Below are 18,851 nucleotides of genomic sequence, written 5' to 3' on the forward strand. Positions count from 1 at the left end.
GAGCTTTGGCTTTCAGGCCTTCAGTTCCTGCTCAATCTGCCTGTCGACTGACGATACATAGTATTCGTCAGAGAAAGCGGATTCCGGTTCTTTCAGCCACATCAGGCAAACAAGCCAGCTGATAAAACCACCGGCAGCGATAATAAAGAAGAACTGATTCGCATCCACAAAGGTATAGATGGTCAGATAAAACACTGCCCCCACATTACCATAAGCACCCGCCATACCGGAGATCTGTCCGGTCAGACGACGTTTAATGGATGGAATAATACCGAAAGTGGCACCTTCTGCTCCCTGTACGAAAAATGAAGTAAATACCGTAATCGCAACGGCAATAACCAACGGCCAGGAAGAATTCAACAGCCCCATCAGTGCAAAGCCTATCGCAATGCCCAGCATATAACTCAGCATCACAAAGCGACGGTTACCCAGACGGTCGGAAACCAGCCCACCCATAGGCCGGGCAACCAGATTAACGAAGGCAAAAGAAGCGGCAATTAAACCCGCAGCGGTCGGAGACAGACTCCAGGTTTTTTCAAAGAACATCGGCAGCATAGAAACAACCGCCAGTTCTGCACCAAAATTAGCGAAATAGGTACTGTTCAGGGCTGCCACACTGTTAAACGGATATTTATCGTCTTCCGGTACACCCTTTTTCAGAATCGGTACATTTACCCGCAGAATCTGCACAATCTGATAAACCACAATGGCAGCAATAACGGCATACGCAATAGCCGCACCTGTCGCATCCAGATAACCCAGTTTCTGGATACGCCATACCAGCACAGCCAGAATACCCACCAGAGGAATGGTCCACAGAATCAACTTAACCATGTCACCCCAGCTGCTGACCTCGAGTGCAGCGGTTTTCCGCGGTTTACGATGCACGGTTCCGACCGGACCATCGGTAATGGCAAACCAGTAATAAACGCCGTAAGCCGCCATCACAAATGCACTCTGTGCAATTGCCCAGCGCCAGCCGTCATCACCGCCATACATAGTGATGGCAATCGTTGGCAAGGTCATAGCTGCTGCAGCCGAACCAAAGTTACCCCAGCCGGCATAAAAGCCTTCGGCAAAACCAATATCTTTAGGTTTGAACCACATTGCAGTCATATGAATACCAACCACAAAACTGGCACCAATAGAACTCAGCACCAGACGGCTAACCAGTAATTGGGTACGGGTTTCGCCAAAAGCAAACGCCAGCGCCGGAATGGCCATGGTTACCAGCAGCACAGAGAACACCCGCCGCGGGCCAAAACGATCCAGCGCCATGCCAACAATAATCCGTGCAGGAATGGTCAGCGCTACGTTACAGATAGCAAAAAGTTTCAGGTCTTCTGCGGTCAGCCAGTTAACGCTTTTCAGCATGCTGCTGGCCAGCGGAGCCATATTGAACCAGACGTAGAAGGTGATAAAAAACGCAATCCAGGTCAGGTGCAGTGCTTTTATTTCAGGATTTTTAAATTTAAAGACGTCTGCAACTTGCATAACGATCTCCTGTAATGATTTCTACATGCTGGGCAGAATGAGTAATGGACACTGCGCCCGTCTGGTTAAAAATGAACTGACGCTGCCAAAGGTCATATAATCGAGTTCATCCACAAAGTAGGTCAGTGAGCGGGCGATAAAGCCGCCGTCCGGTTCATGACTGTGACGGGCAATAACAAGGAGATCCGGGCGTAACTTCTCTGTCGCCGCGAGTAACATTTTCCGCGCGTCACCATCCAGAAGCAGAGTTTCAGCGCTTATTTTCTCGTTCTGACATAACGTCTGAGCCTCAGCCAGAAAGCCTTTCAGCTCATCAACTTCGTCATTAAACAGCGCTTCGTTGTTCTCGGTGATATCGCGGGGATTCTCGGCAACCGCAACCAGAATAAGCTGCGGTTTAAGCTCCCCAAACATGGTAATGGTTCGTGCCAGCGCCAGCTTCGCATTACGCGAACCATCATAAGCAATCATGATTTTCATACCATGCACTCCCGTTCATCAGCGCAGAATTCTGCGCTTCTGTGAAACACAAACCGGATCAGGTCCATGGCGGTTATGACCCCCGCGACATTGCCATCACGGGTAACAAACACGCGGTGAATATGTTTTTCAAGAATGGTATCAGCAACGACTTTGATATCGTCATCGACATCAATGGTAATAACATCGGGAGTCATGATCTGATAAACCATGCATGACTTATTAATGTCTTTTACCCAGTTTTTCAGATCCTCTTCCGGCACTTTCATATCGTATTCGCGCCGGTAAAGACGACTCAGTGCAGCTTCCTTCTCATTAATATCAAGACTATTAAAGCGAAAGACATCACTGACGCTGACAACGCCAACAAGTTTATGGTCATCAGCAACAACAGGAACAGCAGAGATATCATGGCTAACGAAGAAGTCAGCAAGACGCTGTATAGTCCATCCTTCATGGGCAACAAAAACTTCACCATTGATAAGATCTCCGGCTTTTAAACTCTTATTTCTCATAAAGTCACCTGAATTAAATGTTTAATATTGAAATCAGAGGTCTTAAGGGTTATAGATTTCTGAGCTTTTTCTCAGATAGAACCACCAGTTAATAACCAGACAAAGTGCATAGAAGACAGCAAAGCCATACATTGCCAGCTCAGGAGTTCCGGCTTTAATCTGAGCACCCATCACTTTAGGAGCAATAAAGGCACCATAAGCAGCAACCGCAGAGGTCCAGCCAAGAACAGGGCCTTTCATTTGCTGATCAAAAATCACACCGATACTGCGGAATGTTGAGCCGTTACCAATGCCGCTGGCTGCAAACAACACAATAAACAGCAGCATAAACACCATGAAGTAGTCATTAGGGTTGGAAGAATTGTAGGCCTGCATCATTACATAACCTGTTGCAACCGAGGCTGCCACCATTACAGCGGAGATAATCTGCGTAACAATAGAGCCACCGACTTTATCGGAAATCCAACCACCAACCGGGCGGATTAATGCACCAACAAAAGGTCCGATCCACGCCCAGGTAAGAGCGCTCGGAGCGTCAGGATTTACCACACGGATCATTTCGCCATCCACGCCGGCCTGCATCATTTTTCCGAAGATAACGGTAATAGACAGAGGTAAAGCAGCAGAGAAACCGATAAAAGAACCGAAGGTGAGGATGTAGAGCACGGTCATTGACCATGTATGTTTGTTGCGGAAAATTTTGAACTGGTTTTTGATATTAGGCTGAATACTTCCGGGAATCATACGCAGAAGGATCAGAGTCAGAATGATAGTGAATGGCAGAGCCAGCCACATACCAATCATTCCCATCATGTAGATACCAACCGCTGCAGTAAAAAGAGCAATGGCATACAAGCCAATAATTTTTCCGAAGGCAGCTAAAGGATGTCCTGGTTCAGGAGTCACCACGTTCAGATTATTCATACCGAACCAACCGGCAAAGGCCAGTGGAATCAACATTAACAGCCAGATAAAGCCGGCATTCTGAATCCAGGTTTCTGAACCTGCCTCAATACGACCGACCAGAGTTCCGCTGGCAGATTGCAGAACCATAGGGTCACCAGCCAGAGGACCAAACAGACCGACAGTCATCACCAGCGGAATCAATATCTGCATAGTGGTCACACCGAAATTACCCAGCCCGGCATTCATGCCCAGACCGTAGCCCTGCTGGCTTTTCGGAAAAAAGGTACTGATATTACTCATGGAACAGGCGAAGTTGCCGCCGCCAATACCAGACAGCAATGCCATTAACTGAAACACCCAGTAAGGGGTTCCGGGTTCCATCAGCGCCATACCGGTACCCAGCGCCGGAACCATCAGCAATGCTGTAGTCAGAAAGACGGTGTTACGGCCACCGGCAATGCGGATCATAAAGGATGCCGGAATCCTCAGCGTTGCCCCGGATAAGCCAGCAATGGCAACCAGAGAAAATAACTGCTCGGTACTGAAATCAAAACCGAGATTTTTCATCTGCGTGGTGATCATTCCCCACATCAGCCAGACGGCAAAGCCAATCAAAAGGCTGGGAATTGAAATCCACAGATTCCGGCTGGCAACCTGCTTCCCCTCCTGCTCCCAGAACGCCTTGTCCTCCACGTCCCATTTTTCAATGTAAGCTGAACCTTTAGTCGCCATGATATTCCCCTGTTAATCAGATCATGACTTCATAATCACCCTGTCTTAATAAGGCAGCAATAGGCGGAAAAACTGCAAAAAAAGCGCTTATTAAAAGCTCTACCCATAAGGGGATTGGGGATTTATGACACAGATCAATCAGATCCGGAGAGTTGATGCTGAAAGCTGATTATCGACAGTATTCAAGGGCATAGGGAGTACCTACTTTGGGCAATATCTACCCAAAAAAAACGCCTGCAGAGCAGGCGTAAAGGAGGAGGCTTCACCTAAAAAGAAAGGCCGCACCAGAGCCAGAACTTATCAATATCAGAATTATTTCCAGAAGCATCATAGCCTGCATACTTAAGCCCGCTACTAATGTTTTTATTAAAGGAGTAGAGAAGCTGAAGATTCAACTCTGAACCAAGATCGTCCCCACCTTTATCAGTTGAATATTCATGATATGCAACCAGAGCTTTGATTCCATTAACATTTCCAGAAACCCGAACATAAGAATCAGAAAGACCATCATCCTTTGTAAGCAGGAATCCATCCGCCCAGCCATTAAAAGCATGCTTGGTTGCCAGCGGAGTCTGGAAACCGTACTCACCATCGTCACTTCCCAGGGTTTCATTACCAAGAGTAAGGTTGACGCCCTGCAGGGTTGCTCCGGCTTCAACATGATAATAAATCGCGTCTTTATCACCGTTTTTATATGCCGATTGAGTAGCAATCTCAGCCAGATAATTGACCTTGATATCATCCAGCGATTTCTGACCAGCCAGGCTGACGCCATAGGTATCGTAATAAAGATCGGAATCGTCAATATCAACCAGATAGGCATAAGTCACCAGTTTACCGGCCGATAGTTTGTCAAAGGCAAGATTCAGTGCATGCCCGGTGATATCCCTCTCTGAAAAATTGATATCATTGACCTGATTAATATAAGCGTAGGTAACCCCAAGACCGTCTTTTTTATACTGCAGAAGCGCAGCGTCATAAGTCTGCTCATTCTGCCGCCAGCCTACGTTGCCGATAAACCGGGCGTTATCCAGAATAATACGCTGACGGCCAACAACAGCCGTTAACGCTTCTTTTGTGTAAGACAGCTGTGCCCGGTTGATTTCGGTATTGACCGGATCAGCCACAGGATCATAACCGCTGCTCTCAGGTGCATAGTCGTCAATAATGCTTCTGACATCCTCGATTTCAGCAAGAGCCTTCAGCCCACTGTAGTTATCTGTCTCATAACCAATGCGGCTTCTCAGTGTTAATGCGGTGGCCGACTTTGTCAGGTTGTCCGTATCATTTGTCTCATAGCGAAGGCGAAAATCGGCCGGAAAGTTTCCGGGAACACCGTCGATGCTCTGAGACAAAACCACGGGGGAAGCCAGTAATAAAGCACTGGCCAAAGAACTTAGTTTAAAGATCATCGTGCTCTCCTTTTGCAAATGAGCACTGAGTACCATTTTATCACTGCATCAATGGCGAATCTGATACAGAGAAATCGAAACCTTCTAACTGGGTTTCTTGAATAAGGGATTGAATGTACTGAGCCGTTGCTTTTGCTTTTACTTTGTCATTCAAATACTGTCGTATACGGGCCTCGACCTGCTCATAAGGCAATGGATTTCCCGCAATTTTACGTTCAATAAATACCACATGAAAACCATAACGGCTTTCAACAGGTGCAGGTAACAAGCCTTCGTTTGCAGTAAATACCTGACGTTCAAATTCCGGAACGGTTTGTCCGGTACTGATCTGCCCAAGGCTGCCACCCGTTTCTTTCGACGGACAGGCTGAGAACTGTCTGGCCAGGTCAGAAAAATTTTCTCCGGCGCGTAATTTATGCACCAGTGTTTCTGCCAGCGTTTTACTGTCAACACGCTGTACTTCATCATCCGGGGCAGCAGCCAGAAGGATGTGGCGCAATTCCAGCAAAGGTGACGTGGTAAAACGCATGGGATTTTTTTCAAAATACAGACGGCACTCATCCTCCGTTGCTTCCGGAAGATAAACATCCTGATCAAATAGTTTCTCAATGAAATCGTCCTGGCCGGCCTGACTGCCACTGTCAGAAACAGGCAAACCCAGAGAGCTTGCCCGCTGACGGAGAATTTCACCAATAACCAGAGATTCTGCTGCTTTCAGCATCGCCTGGCGCTTGCTTTCGGCCGGGTGATACTGCATTTCTTCCAGAATGGCCGACTCAGGAATAGTAACATCATTTACTTTAATCATTACTGACTCCGCGTGGCCCGTATTCGTTGTTTTAACAGCGAATACGGACCTTATCTCATGTATTAACGGGCAAAACGCTTACGTACAATCTGGTGCTGACGGGTGACATATTGCACCGGTGCGCTGAGCATGTGCACCAGACGGCTGAACGGAAAGACAACAAACAGTGTCATCCCCAGCATAATATGCATTTTGAAAATCCAGTGTACGCTGGAAATATTTTCCACAGCGTCAACCAGATCCAGTGTCATAATATTTTGTGCCCACATCATCAGTTTCATCATTTCATGACCGTCGAGATGACCCGCAGAAACACCGATCGAAATCAGCCCAAGAATCAGCTGTGCATACAGTAAGAACAGAATAACAATATCCATTTTTTTACTGGTCGCACGGATACGGGGATTGAACAACCGGCGCTGAATCAGAATGGTAAGACCGATAAAGCAGATCAGACCAAAAAGGCCGCCAGCCCCCATTGCCACAAGCTGCTTCATTGGCGCGGTCACACCAATAGCATGCCAGATTTCAACCGGTGTCAGCAGACCAAATAAATGGCCAAAGAAAATGCCTAATACACCTACGTGAAACAGAATACTGCCCATGCGCAGCTTTTCTTTTTCCAGCAATTGACTGGAGCTGGCTTTCCAGGAGTATTGCTCCCGGTCATAGCGGATCCAGCTGCCGATAAACAGAATTGCCATTGCGACATATGGATAAACACCGAATGCCAATGTATTGAAATAGCTCATAGTTGACTCCTTTACACCTGGCCCGCTGAAGATGTTTTTAGCAGTTCGGTATTCAGCGGAATATACTGATCCCGCCGCTGCCCCTCTGCCGGACGATTGTTACTGCTGCAGGAGGATTCTGCGTTATCCATAAAGTTGACCATTTCCTCTTCCCAGACTTTATCCAGCGCCTTAGGCGTATTGTCCGGAACTTCCCCGGCAATCTGGCCACGCAGATCATTGAGATCCAGTGCCACTTCACTGAGACCAACCAGAGCATGGAATAAAGAAGCGTAATCAGATTCCCGCTGCTCCAGACGACAGGCCAGCAATGCCAGAATATGAGAAACCTCCTGTAAGCCCAGGCGGGCATTGTCATTGCCCTGGGTGCTGAGAAAATCAAGGTACAAAGGGATGTAATCCGGAAGCTCTTTTGTACTGATTTCCAGACCGGCTTCTTTGTATTGATTCATCAGGTCAACCATCGCCTGACCACGATCACGGGACTCGCCATGTACGTGTTCAAACAACAATAAGGACAGTGAACGACCACGCTCAAACAGGCCGTCATACTCTTCCTGCCAGTCAACAATGTCATCGCGGCAACGGTTTTCAATAAAAGCCGATAATGACTCAGCATGTTCCGCCGGCAGTTCGGAGCTGGCCACCACGGCCAGCAACGCATCCTTTTCCGCAATCAGTTCTGCGGTCGGATAATCAATCAGTAATGAAATCAGGCGAAGTATTTTCATGTTTATTCCTCTACCACAACCGGGATAACCTGACGCACACCGGCAGATTGAGATCCGAACAGGTTCACACTGTTGTTACCATCACCACAGCCATTACCGAAGCTGAAACCGCAACTGCTTTTCAGGTCATAAGCGTTTTCGGCATAGGTGGTATGGCTGCTCGGGATAACGAAGCGGTCTTCGTAATTAGCCAGCGCCATATAGCGGTACATTTCTTCCACCTGAACGGCTGTCAGCCCTACCTGTTGCAGCACATCCAGATCTTCCACACCGTCCACCTGCTGTGAACGCTTGAAAGCACGCATAGCGATCATGCGCTCCAGTGCCCGCTCAACCGGTTTTTCATCACCGGCTGTCAGTAAATTAGCCAGATAGCGCAGTGGAATACGCAGTGATTTCAGATCCGGAATCACACCATTCATACCGACATGACCTGCCTGGGCAGCGGTCTGAATCGGAGACAGTGGCGGTACATACCAAACCATTGGCAGAGTGCGGTATTCCGGATGCAGTGGCAGAGCCACTTTCCAGTCCATTGCCATTTTATAAACCGGAGAGCGCTGGGCCGCCTTAATCCAGTTGTCACTGATGCCTTCTTTACGGGCAGCTTCAATAACTTGCGGATCTTCCGGATCAAGAAACAGATCAATCTGTGACTGATACAGATCTTTTTCATTCGGTGTCATGGCTGCCGCTTCGATTTTGTCAGCGTCGTACAGCAATACACCAAGATAACGGATACGACCTACACAGGTTTCCGAGCAGACGGTCGGCTGACCGGCTTCAATGCGCGGGAAGCAGAAAATACACTTCTCGGACTTACCGGATTTCCAGTTGTAATAAATCTTTTTATACGGGCAGGCCGATACACACATGCGCCAGCCGCGGCATTTTTCCTGGTCGATCAGAACGATACCGTCTTCTTCACGCTTGTAGATGGCACCCGATGGACAGGCCGCAACACAGGCAGGATTCAGACAGTGTTCACACAGACGTGGCAGATACATCATGAACGTTTTTTCAAACTGTCCGTAAATATCTTTCTGCACAACATCATCAAAGTTTTTATCCGCTTTACGCTTTTCGAATTCGGTACCGAGAATTTCTTCCCAGTTCGGACCCCATTCGATTTTCTCCATACGCTGACCGGTAATCAGCGAGCGTGGACGGGCCACAGGCTGATGCTTTTTATCCGGCGCGTTATGCAGATACTGGTAATCAAAATCGAACGGCTCGTAGTAGTCGTCAATTTCCGGCAGATCCGGGTTGGCGAAAATATTCGCCAGAACCCGCAATTTGCCGCCAATTTTCAACTGCAGCTTGCCGTTAGCGTCACGCTTCCAGCCGCCATTCCATTTTTCCTGATTTTCCCATTCTTTCGGAAAACCAATACCAGGCTTGGTTTCTACGTTATTAAACCAGGCGTATTCGACCCCTTCGCGGGAGGTCCAGACGTTTTTGCAGGTGATGGAGCAAGTGTGACAACCAATACACTTATCCAGATTCAGCACCATGCCGATTTGAGCTCTGACTTTCATATAATTACCTCACTCCACCCTTATTTGGTGTCCAGCCAATCGACTTTATTCATCTTGCGCACGATGACGAATTCGTCACGATTGCAGCCGACCGTACCGTAATAGTTGAAGCCATAGGCCTGCTGAGCATAACCACCGATCATATGGGTTGGTTTCATCACCGCACGGGTAACCGAATTGTGAATACCACCGCGGGTGCCTGTTGTTTCTGCTCCCGGTACGTTTACGATCCGTTCCTGTGCGTGGTACATCATGCTCATGCCTTCAGGCACTCGCTGAGAAACAACCGCACGACAGGCAATGGCACCGTTAACGTTGAAGACTTCGATCCAGTCGTTATCTTCAATACCGGCTTCTTTGGCATCGACTTCACTCATCCAGACAATCGGGCCACCGCGTGACAGTGTCAGCATCAGCAGGTTGTCAGAGTAGGTGCTGTGAATACCCCATTTCTGGTGTGGCGTAATCCAGTTCAGAACGATTTCTTTATTACCGTTTGGCTTTTTGTTCAGAACAGGCTCAACGGTTTTCAGATTAATCGGTGGCTTGTAAGCACACAGCTGCTCACCAAAATCGCGCATCCATTCATGATCCTGATAGTACTGCTGACGGCCGGTAACGGTACGCCATGGAATCAGTTCGTGAACGTTGGTATAGCCAGCGTTATAGGACACATGTTCGTCTTCCAGACCAGACCAGGTTGGTGACGAAATAATTTTACGTGGCTGGGCAACAATATCGCGCCAGCGGATTTTCTCTTCTTCTTTCGGTATCGCCAGATGGGTGTGATCGAGGCCGGTAAATTCACCCAGAGCTTCCCAGGCTTTAACAGCCACATGGCCGTTGGTTTCCGGAGCCAGGGTAAGAATCATTTCACAGGCATCAATCGCGGTATCCAGTTTGGCCATACCTTTATTAATACCTTCATCGGTATGGGTGTAGTTCAGCTGCCGCAGCAGTTTCACTTCATCTTTGGTATCCCAGCTGATGCCTTTACCGCCATTACCGATATTTTCCAGCAGCGGACCGATCGAGGTGAAACGGGCATAAGTATTCGGATAATCACGCTCAACCACATTCAGATGTGGCATTGTTTTACCCGGTACCGGTTCGCACTCGCCTTTCCACCAGGCTTTTACACCATAAGGCTGCGCCAGTTCTGCCGGTGTATCGTGATGCATCGGAATAGTGACCAGATCTTTTTCCACACCCAGATGGCCAACACAGACGCGGGAGAATTCTTTGGCGATGCCTTTAAAAATTTCCCAGTCAGAACGTGCTTCCCAAACCGGATCAATAGCGGCACTGAGCGGATGAATAAACGGATGCATATCCGAGGTATTCATATCGTCTTTTTCGTACCAGGTGGCCGTCGGCAGAACGATATCGGAATACAGACAGGTGGTGGACATACGGAAGTCCAGTGTTACCCACAGATCCACCTTGCCTTCTGCACCCTGATCAACCCATTCAACATCTTCCGGTTTCTGACCGCCAAACTCGCCCAGATCCTTACCCAGCAGACCATGCTTGGTACCCAGGAAATGTTTGAGCATATATTCATGGCCCTTACCGGAAGAACCCAGCAGGTTAGAACGCCAGATAAACATATTGCGCGGGAAATTCTGCGGATTATCCGGCTGCTCACAGGCGAATTTAAGATCGCCTTTCTTCAGCTGATCAACCACATAATCCTGCACTTCCTGGCCAGCCGCTTTGGCTTTATCCGCCAGGTGCAGAGGGTTGGTTCCCAGCTGTGGCGCAGAAGGCAACCAGCCCATACGTTCGGCGCGGGAGTTAAAGTCGATAATGCTGCCGGTCCAGCGCTCTTTTGGCGCCAGCGGTGAAATCACTTCGCTCATGTTGAGCTTTTCATAGCGCCACTGACTGGAGTGGTTATAGAAGAACGAAGTACCGTTCATATGGCGTGGCGGACGCTGCCAGTCCAGTGCAAAGGCCAGCGGAGTCCAGCCGGTTTGCGGACGCAGTTTTTCCTGCCCCACATAGTGGGCCCAGCCACCACCAGTCTGACCAACACAGCCACACATCATCAGCATATTAATGAGACCGCGATAGCTCATATCCATGTGATACCAGTGGTTCAGTGCAGCACCAACGATAACCATGGAACGGCCACGGGTTTTATCGGCGTTATCGGCAAACTCACGGGCAACGCGGATCACATCGGCACGGTTAACACCGGTAATAGCTTCCTGCCAGGCAGGTGTATAAGGCACGTCATCATCATAACTGCTGGCACGGTTGCTATCGCCGATGCCGTTATCCACACCGTAATGCGCCAGCATCAGATCAAATACAGTTGCTACCTTAGCGGTTGTACCATCGGCCAGTTCAACCGACTTAACCGGTACTTTACGCAGCTGAATTTCATTGTGCTCAGTGTGCTGGAAATACTGATATTCGTGCGGTGCACCACCAAAATATGGGAAAGCAACATCAGCAATACCGTCGTTCTGATCTTTCAGTGATAAAACCAGATCAACATCACCACTGCGGTCTTTCTGCTCCAGGTTCCACTTACCTTTTTCGCCCCAGCGATAACCAATAGAACCGTTCGGACTGGTCATACTGCCGTTGCTGTTAAGGGCAATGGTTTTCCAGTCAGGGTTATTATCTTCGCCCAGATTGTTTACCAGATCGGCTGCCCGCAGGAAGCGTCCACCGGTCAGATGGCCATTGCTTTCTTCCAGCATGACCAGCATCGGCATATCGGTGTAGCGTTTGCTGTAGTCGGTAAAATAAGTGCTTGGCTTATCAACGTGGAATTCTTTCAGGATGACATGACCGAAAGCCATAGCCAGTGCCGAGTCGGTACCCTGACGCGGAGCCAGCCAGGTATCGCCGAATTTAGAAGCTTCAGAATAATCCGAAGTAATAATGCAGGTTTTGGTACCCTTATAACGAACCTCAGTCAGGAAGTGCGCATCAGGCGTACGGGTCTGAGGAACATTCGAACCCCAGGCAATAATATAATTGGAGTTATACCAGTCGGCCGATTCGGGCACGTCGGTCTGCTCACCCCATATTTGCGGAGAGGCTGGCGGTAAGTCGCAGTACCAGTCATAGAAACTCAGGCAGTTACCACCGATCAGCGACAGATAACGGGCACCGGCAGCATAGGAAACCATCGACATTGCCGGAATCGGCGAGAAACCGGAAACACGATCAGGGCCGTAAGTTTTGGTGGTATAAACGTTGGATGCCGCAATCAGCTCATTGACTTCATCCCAGCTGGCACGGACAAATCCACCCAGACCGCGACGCTCTTTGTAGCTTTTTGCTTTTACCGGATCAGAAACAATAGATTCCCAGGCTTTTACCGGATCACTGTGCTGCGCTTTGGCTTCACGCCAAAGTTTCATCAGCTGACCACGGACTTTCGGATACTTCAGGCGGTTAGCACTGTAGATATACCAGGAATAACTGGCACCACGCGGACAACCACGGGGCTCGTGGTTCGGTAAATCCGGACGGGTGCGCGGGTAGTCGGTTTGCTGGGTTTCCCAGGTAACCAGACCATCTTTAACGTAGATTTTCCAGCTGCATGAACCTGTGCAGTTCACACCATGGGTAGAACGCACGACTTTGTCATGCTGCCAACGCTGACGATAACCTTTTTCCCAACTGCGATCCTGATCCGTTGTGGCACCATGGCCATTGGCGAAAGACTCTTTACGAGTTCTGAAAAACCGAAGTTTCTCCAGTAGGTGACTCATAGCTAACTCCTGATGTGTCCCGAAAGACCGGCTATAAACATACGGAGATATACTACTCAGATTGCACCAATTAACGATGGGGCCGGGCCGGCGTCACTGGCCGGAAAACGTCGTGCTGCACACAAAAATACTCACAAAGTGGTAAATGAATTATTTTTCAAGCCATTGATTTTAAAGGAATTTATTTTTTACCCATAAAAAATACTGCGCTGAATCAATCCTGCGAAAGCAAGGGGAGTAGCTAAAAGTAATCCTATCTAATAATAAGCATTCGCATATAGTTCGGTAATAACAGCCATATCCCTGAGTACATACTGCAGGTAAGATAACCTTTCAGTCGTATTTACCGTTTTCAAACTATGAAACAGACATCGGTTATTACCCGGATCAATCTCGCAATGAGCGCCATTATTCTGATGGCGATATCAACAATTCTGGTTTCTTACTGGCTCTCAGATCAGACCGATAATGATGCTTATGCCATTAACAGTGCAGGCTCTTTACGGATGCACAGCTATCGCCTGCTGATAGATCCCGAAGCGGTAAATGACAATAAAGAAATCATCCGCAGTATTTTCAATAACCCGATAATGAAAAATGTCGTCAGAAATGCCGAATCAACAGAGTTCTTTAACGAGCTGGGTGAGCGGGGAATATTACTGGCCGATAAAATCAGTGATTCAGAAACAGAAACCGAAGAAAAATTAAATCTTGTTCATGCCTTTGTTGATGACCTGAACCGCCTGGTATTGATTATTCAGCATAACGCCGAAGGAAAAATACGGACGTTAAGAACTTTCCAGATTATTGCGTTTTTTATTACCGTGATTCTGTCGGCCATTGTTATCTACTGGATACATCTGCGCTTTACCGTACCGCTGAGTGAGCTGACCAATACCGCCCGCCAGATCAGCCGTGGTGATTTTTCCTGCAATATATCACCACCGGAAGGTACCGATGAGCTGAGTGTGCTTTCCCGTTCTTTTGAACATATGTGTAAAGCCATTTCTTATATGTATGAATCGCTGGAGAAACAGGTTGAAGAGAAAACAGCCGAGCTGCAGAACAGCAATAAAACGCTCAGCTTCCTCTACAATCTGGCCAGACGAACCAGTACCCATGAAATCAGGAAAGAAGATTTTAATAACATCCTGAAAGAGCTTTCCGTCGTAACAGGTATCGACAATATTGAACTCTGCCTGCTGACAGAAAGCGGGGATATTCCATATCTGCAGATTAATGGCAGTAAAGAGCTGGATGATGACTGCCGCTCACGCAATTGCCGAGACTGCCTGACGCAACCTGCCGACAATGCATCCCAGATTAACTTCCCGATCTCAAGAGAAAGCAGAGACTATGGTGTTCTGGTACTGAACAGTCATCCGGAGTCTCTGTTGCGCTGGCAGCGTGATCTGTTTACCTCCGTTGCCAATCTGTTTGCTATTGCAATGAGCCTGCAGAGTGAAGAGGAAAACATCCGCAGGATTACGTTGATGAAAGAACGTAACGTTATCGCCCGTGAACTGCACGACTCTCTGGCTCAGGCTCTGTCTTATCTGAAAATTCAGGTAACCCGCCTTAACCGTGCCATCGGCAGTTCTGACTTTGAAATAATGATGGACGTCTCTGCTGAACTTAAACAGGGTCTGGATTCTGCCTACCGGCAACTGCGCGAACTGCTGACAACCTTCCGCCTTAAAGTCGATGGTAAAGGATTACTTGATGCGCTGCAGAAAACCGTAGATCAGTTCCACGAGCAATCCAATATGGAAATATCCCTGAATTACGATATTTTTAATATCCCCTTATCACCTCAGGAAGAAATTCATTTATTACAGATAATCCGCGAAGCCAGCCAGAATGCCATCCACCACTCTCATGGCAAAAACATACACATCAGCCTTTGCAGTAATGACCAGCAAGAAGTAACGCTGGAAATCGAAGACGATGGCATCGGTATCAATACTGATCCGGAAAAACGTAACCATTATGGTATGGCGATTATTCAGGAGCGGGCTTATCAGCTTTCCGGCAACGCGGAAATTAAACGACGTAACGAAGGGGGAACCGGCGTCTATTTCAGCTTTACCCCCGAGTCTGTGCGAAAGTCTGAACCTGAAACCGGAGCCTGAAACCCTAGGGCCTGTCGACACTAATTAGACAGGCCTGTTATCTGCTAAAAATTTCACAGGCAAGGCGCTGAGAGTGTGGGATGTTCAGCCATAACCCTTCGGGCTGAGGCCAGTTTTCCCCATTAACGTCGTCGTTCGTCATTCATTTAGCCCGCTACCCACCTGCCCGGAGCAGATGGGCGCGAAGCCCGCAGGGTCAGGAACATGGATGTTCCTGACAATATCACTCCTCTCTCCTTGTTCTGAGAAAAACTAGCTCTCAGCAGGGCCTATTCAATTAGTGTCGACAGGCCCTAGTCAGGGGTAAATGGGGCTCCACTGCCACGCCCTGTTCAGAAAATGGCAGCGTGCATTTACAAAATCCAGTACAGGGCCTCCAGCGCCACCGCCACCTGAATACGGTTTTCGGCCAGCGGCCGTGGCAGCATATCTTCGGCTTTTGCCAGCCGTCTTAATAAGGTGTTGCGGTGGGTGTGCAGTCGTTTTGCCGCTTCAGTAGCATTACAGCCGCACTCCAGAAAAGCGTGCAATGACTGGCGCACCGCCGCCGGTGCCTGCGCCAGCTCGCCCAGTACGTGCCCGGAATAATGCTGAATGGATTTTGCATCCTTGGATAAAAAAGCCATTAAACGCACACGGTCGTAACTCACCAGCTGCACGTTGGATTTTAACCGCCCCAGAACCCGCTGCGCCGCCTGTGCATCCAGATGCGAACGGCGAAAACCATCCACGCCGTTGCCGCCTTCGCCATAACTGATGCGGATGTTTTCTTTTTTCTTTAACACCATTTCCAGCACTTTTTCGTTCACCGGAAATTCTGCTGCCGCCCACACCCAGATCAGTGACGGGCTGACGATGATTTTTAATGAGGTTTTTTGCTGACAGGCTTTCTGGAATGCGGTGGCCAGATGCTCCAGATCAGAAATTTCGGTATCAATTTCCTCACTCCAGATAATGGCGCTGTGATGAGTCTGCGCAAAAGGATAATTCAGCAGCCGCTCGGCGGCGGCCAGGTCCATCGCCTCGCCGGCCACAATCTGCGAAATAAGCTCGCGCTGTTCTTCCAGCTGGCCGCTTTTACGCGCCTCTGCATCCTGTTTCATACGCTGGATACCCAGCTGCAGACTGTCATCAATAAAGGTGTTGATTGATACCGAAGAAATCTCCAGCAGTTGCTGTAATTCCAGCGGGTCCTGAGTCAGCTGGAAAACAATCTTCATCCAGTATTGCCAGGCAATATCCTGCACCGAGCGCGCATTACTGAGCAGCACCTGAGCAGCCTGAGTCGGAAAAATTTCACTCAGCCCCAGCACCGCCTCTTCCACCAGAAAAGCACTGACCGGTTGATCGGGCCGTTCGATGATGGCGTTCAGCCAGTGAATGGTACCGGCACGGATAGCGCGCCGCTGACGGGCCGATAACAGCGGGTCGACGTACTGAGTCTCTGCCCCCACCGTTTTGAAGTTGCCGCCTTCCAGCTCGTCCAGAACCTCAGGACTGGTCGCCAGTTGCAGCGCCAGCTCTGCGCCTGTGCGCATCAGCTCAAGAATCCGTGGCGATACGCTGGGCCAGCGCTGCCGGCTACTGACGGCCAGTTTCATAAAGTCTCCATTGTTACCGCCTGTGCAAAGTGCACCAAATATACCCACATCAGTGTTGTTTTGTACATTGATGAGCCGGAGTTCCGTTCATAAGATGACCAGACTCAGCGAATAGCCAGATCAGACTGGCAGCCATCTGCCCGGCGTTCTGATGCCTGCAGGTGCTGTAGTACAGACCAGCAGACGCGCGCAGACGTGTAATGGCAAACAATAATAAGAGGCCAATCCGTGAAAAATTTTACCGACAAAGTGGTTGTGATTACCGGCGCCGCATCCGGCATGGGACGGGAATACGCACTGGAGTTTGCCCGCCTCGGCGCACTGGTTGCCATCACCGATGTCAACGCAGAACAGCTGGCTGAAACCCACAACATGGTGAAGGCCATCACCCGTAAAAACAGCCTGAGTGAAGTGCTGGATATTGCTGCCGAAGAGAGCGTAACGGACTTTGCGGGTAAGGTAAAACGCGAGCTGGGTAATGCCCACATCATTATTAACAACGCCGGTATCGGCGGTGGCGGCGCACCGGTCTGGGTGCAGGATAATGGCCAGTATCACACCACCATGCAGGTGAACTTCTTTGCCGTGGTGTATATCACCAAAGCTTTTTTGCCACAGTTGCTGACCAATCAGGAGGGTGCAGTGGTGAATGTGTCCAGCGTGTTTGGCCTGTTAGGAACGCCCGGCACCAGCGATTATTGCGCGTCTAAATTTGCCGTACGCGGTTTTACCGAATCTCTCATGGTTGAGCTCGCCGACACACCCATTTCAGTACATCTGGTGCATCCTGGTGGTATTAAAACCAATATCGCCAAACATTCGAAAAACGGCGCCGAATTCGAAGAAAAATATCTGAAAACCGATCCGCTGTTTGCCGTACGCGAAGTAATTAAAGGCATCAAAAGCGGTAAGCAACGCATGATTTTTGGTTATCAGTCGTCGTTGCTGCGTTTCCTTACTTTGCTGCCACTGAAACTGCGCAACCGCATATTGCACCGCGAAATGGGCGATATGCGCGACCCGGAGCACTACGCGGTGCTCGAACAATACTCCACATCCTCATCACGAAGCTGACAGAAAAATAACCAATGGCATCTGTTAAACAGGGAGACATTATGAATACAAAATTTCAGCCAAGCATTGAAGCGCGCAAAGATATCGATTTCGGTCTGGACGCCGACTTCCCGAAATACTGGAATGGCAACGACCCGTTCAGAACCCGCGTAATGGATGCACTGCAGCTCAGCTTTCCCGATGGTGAGCGCTATTTTATTTCCAGCGTACGCGCCTTCCGCGACCGCATTACCGACCCGAAACTGCAGCACGATGTAAAAGAATTCACCATGCAGGAAGCGCAGCACGGTATTGCCCATACCAAATTCAATGATCTGCTGGCGGCACAGGGCATGCCGATGGAAACTATTCTGAATGAGCTTAAGGAATACATTAAAAGAGATCAGAAAAAGTATTCCGACGAATTTAATCTGGCGCTGACTGCAGCCTACGAACACTTTACCGCACTGCTGGCAGAAACCTTTTTCTCACGCAAAGAAGTAACCGCCGACATTCATCCGAAAATGCGCGCCCTGCTGGCCTGGCATGCGATTGAAGAAATGGAGCATCGCTCGGTGGCCTTCAACGTAATGAAAACCGTCGCTAAAGTTGGTTATATCAAACGCTGTACGGCAATGGTAATCGCCACCCGCCACACCACCAAAGTGATGTTTGACTACGCCGATGTACTGCTGAAAACCGATGGCTATAACTGGTTCCAGCGCCGCATGATGTTTATTAAAAACCTGAACTGGATGTATGGCCGCAAAGGTATCCTGTCATCCATGCTGCCAAAGCTTTTAATGTACTTTAAGCCGAGCTTCCACCCGGAAGATATTCCGGTAATTCACAACTACGGTGAGTGGGTTCGGGTATACGACTCAACCGGTAACCCGCATCAGGCCTGTGATGCGTTGCTGGCGGCGGCGTATTGAGGAGAACTCAGGAATGGAGTCTGAA

At 49.0% G+C, this 18,851-nt stretch carries 14 protein-coding genes; 3 read left to right on the plus strand and 11 right to left on the minus strand.

Translation table 11 applies throughout. The features are described 5' to 3' along the window. Positions 1 to 12: 12 nt before the first annotated feature. The 10 genes from HUF18_RS02690 to HUF18_RS02735 all read right to left on the minus strand — a co-directional run bounded on the left by HUF18_RS02690 (position 13) and on the right by HUF18_RS02735 (position 13,105). Complete coding sequence (locus tag HUF18_RS02690; RefSeq protein WP_145467962.1) at positions 13 to 1,494, minus strand: MFS transporter; 1,482 nt, start codon at positions 1,492 to 1,494, stop codon at positions 13 to 15. A 21-nt stretch (positions 1,495 to 1,515) separates the two neighbouring features. Then, positions 1,516 to 1,974: a universal stress protein gene (locus tag HUF18_RS02695; protein ID WP_145467961.1), complete on the minus strand. Its 459-nt coding sequence runs from the start codon at positions 1,972 to 1,974 to the stop codon at positions 1,516 to 1,518. Then, positions 1,971 to 2,489 carry a CBS domain-containing protein gene (locus HUF18_RS02700; RefSeq protein ID WP_225691041.1) on the minus strand — a complete coding sequence of 173 codons (519 nt, stop codon included), beginning with the start codon at positions 2,487 to 2,489 and terminating at the stop codon, positions 1,971 to 1,973. Before HUF18_RS02700 ends, HUF18_RS02695 begins: the two co-directional genes overlap by 4 nt. 42 nt (positions 2,490 to 2,531) lie before the next feature. Further along, the gene (locus HUF18_RS02705) at positions 2,532 to 4,127 is read right to left on the minus strand and encodes an antiporter (protein WP_225691042.1); all 1,596 of its coding nucleotides are present in this window, start codon (positions 4,125 to 4,127) and stop codon (positions 2,532 to 2,534) included. A 266-nt stretch (positions 4,128 to 4,393) separates the two neighbouring features. Continuing rightward, positions 4,394 to 5,539 carry an alginate export family protein gene (locus HUF18_RS02710; protein WP_225691043.1) on the minus strand — a complete coding sequence of 382 codons (1,146 nt, stop codon included), beginning with the start codon at positions 5,537 to 5,539 and terminating at the stop codon, positions 4,394 to 4,396. Between the two features lie 40 nt (positions 5,540 to 5,579). Then, positions 5,580 to 6,347 (minus strand): peptidylprolyl isomerase, encoded by a 768-nt coding sequence (locus HUF18_RS02715; protein ID WP_225691044.1) that lies wholly within the window; start codon positions 6,345 to 6,347, stop codon positions 5,580 to 5,582. Positions 6,348 to 6,409: 62 nt separating this feature from the next. Beyond that, the gene (gene narI, locus HUF18_RS02720) at positions 6,410 to 7,099 is read right to left on the minus strand and encodes a respiratory nitrate reductase subunit gamma (RefSeq protein ID WP_145467952.1); all 690 of its coding nucleotides are present in this window, start codon (positions 7,097 to 7,099) and stop codon (positions 6,410 to 6,412) included. A gap of 11 nt (positions 7,100 to 7,110) precedes the next feature. Next, entirely contained in the window at positions 7,111 to 7,830 is a 720-nt protein-coding gene (narJ, locus tag HUF18_RS02725) for a nitrate reductase molybdenum cofactor assembly chaperone (protein ID WP_225691045.1), read from the minus strand. A gap of 2 nt (positions 7,831 to 7,832) precedes the next feature. Beyond that, the gene (gene narH, locus HUF18_RS02730) at positions 7,833 to 9,368 is read right to left on the minus strand and encodes a nitrate reductase subunit beta (protein WP_225691046.1); all 1,536 of its coding nucleotides are present in this window, start codon (positions 9,366 to 9,368) and stop codon (positions 7,833 to 7,835) included. 20 nt (positions 9,369 to 9,388) lie between these two features. Next, entirely contained in the window at positions 9,389 to 13,105 is a 3,717-nt protein-coding gene (locus HUF18_RS02735; RefSeq protein ID WP_225691047.1) for a nitrate reductase subunit alpha, read from the minus strand. A gap of 398 nt (positions 13,106 to 13,503) precedes the next feature. Between HUF18_RS02735 and HUF18_RS02740 the strand changes: the two genes are divergently transcribed. Then, positions 13,504 to 15,237, plus strand: a complete 1,734-nt coding sequence (locus HUF18_RS02740; RefSeq protein WP_225691048.1) for a histidine kinase — start codon at positions 13,504 to 13,506, stop codon at positions 15,235 to 15,237. A gap of 353 nt (positions 15,238 to 15,590) precedes the next feature. On the opposite strand, the gene HUF18_RS02745 is transcribed toward HUF18_RS02740, so the two are convergent. After that, a complete protein-coding gene (locus HUF18_RS02745; RefSeq protein WP_225691049.1) occupies positions 15,591 to 16,838 on the minus strand; it encodes a PucR family transcriptional regulator in 1,248 nt (415 codons plus the stop codon). Positions 16,839 to 17,066: 228 nt separating this feature from the next. Between HUF18_RS02745 and HUF18_RS02750 the strand changes: the two genes are divergently transcribed. Beyond that, entirely contained in the window at positions 17,067 to 17,912 is an 846-nt protein-coding gene (locus HUF18_RS02750; protein WP_225691050.1) for an SDR family NAD(P)-dependent oxidoreductase, read from the plus strand. A 41-nt stretch (positions 17,913 to 17,953) separates the two neighbouring features. Then, entirely contained in the window at positions 17,954 to 18,826 is an 873-nt protein-coding gene (locus HUF18_RS02755) for a metal-dependent hydrolase (protein WP_225691051.1), read from the plus strand. Positions 18,827 to 18,851 lie beyond the last annotated feature (25 nt).

This window comes from Thalassolituus sp. ST750PaO-4 (genome assembly GCF_020320405.1).
Classification (GTDB): domain Bacteria; phylum Pseudomonadota; class Gammaproteobacteria; order Pseudomonadales; family Oceanobacteraceae; genus Venatoribacter; species Venatoribacter alkanivorans.

Coding starts and splice junctions, on each gene's coding strand:
- narH (WP_225691046.1), bottom strand. CDS start 9,368: ATGAAAGTCAGAGCTCAAATCGGCATGGTGCTGAATCTGGATAAGTGT.
- HUF18_RS02700 (WP_225691041.1), bottom strand. CDS start 2,489: ATGAGAAATAAGAGTTTAAAAGCCGGAGATCTTATCAATGGTGAAGTT.
- HUF18_RS02745 (WP_225691049.1), bottom strand. CDS start 16,838: ATGAAACTGGCCGTCAGTAGCCGGCAGCGCTGGCCCAGCGTATCGCCA.
- HUF18_RS02710 (WP_225691043.1), bottom strand. CDS start 5,539: ATGATCTTTAAACTAAGTTCTTTGGCCAGTGCTTTATTACTGGCTTCC.
- HUF18_RS02695 (WP_145467961.1), bottom strand. CDS start 1,974: ATGAAAATCATGATTGCTTATGATGGTTCGCGTAATGCGAAGCTGGCG.
- HUF18_RS02755 (WP_225691051.1), top strand. CDS start 17,954: ATGAATACAAAATTTCAGCCAAGCATTGAAGCGCGCAAAGATATCGAT.
- HUF18_RS02735 (WP_225691047.1), bottom strand. CDS start 13,105: ATGAGTCACCTACTGGAGAAACTTCGGTTTTTCAGAACTCGTAAAGAG.
- HUF18_RS02705 (WP_225691042.1), bottom strand. CDS start 4,127: ATGGCGACTAAAGGTTCAGCTTACATTGAAAAATGGGACGTGGAGGAC.
- HUF18_RS02715 (WP_225691044.1), bottom strand. CDS start 6,347: ATGATTAAAGTAAATGATGTTACTATTCCTGAGTCGGCCATTCTGGAA.
- narI (WP_145467952.1), bottom strand. CDS start 7,099: ATGAGCTATTTCAATACATTGGCATTCGGTGTTTATCCATATGTCGCA.
- HUF18_RS02740 (WP_225691048.1), top strand. CDS start 13,504: ATGAGCGCCATTATTCTGATGGCGATATCAACAATTCTGGTTTCTTAC.
- HUF18_RS02690 (WP_145467962.1), bottom strand. CDS start 1,494: ATGCAAGTTGCAGACGTCTTTAAATTTAAAAATCCTGAAATAAAAGCA.
- narJ (WP_225691045.1), bottom strand. CDS start 7,830: ATGAAAATACTTCGCCTGATTTCATTACTGATTGATTATCCGACCGCA.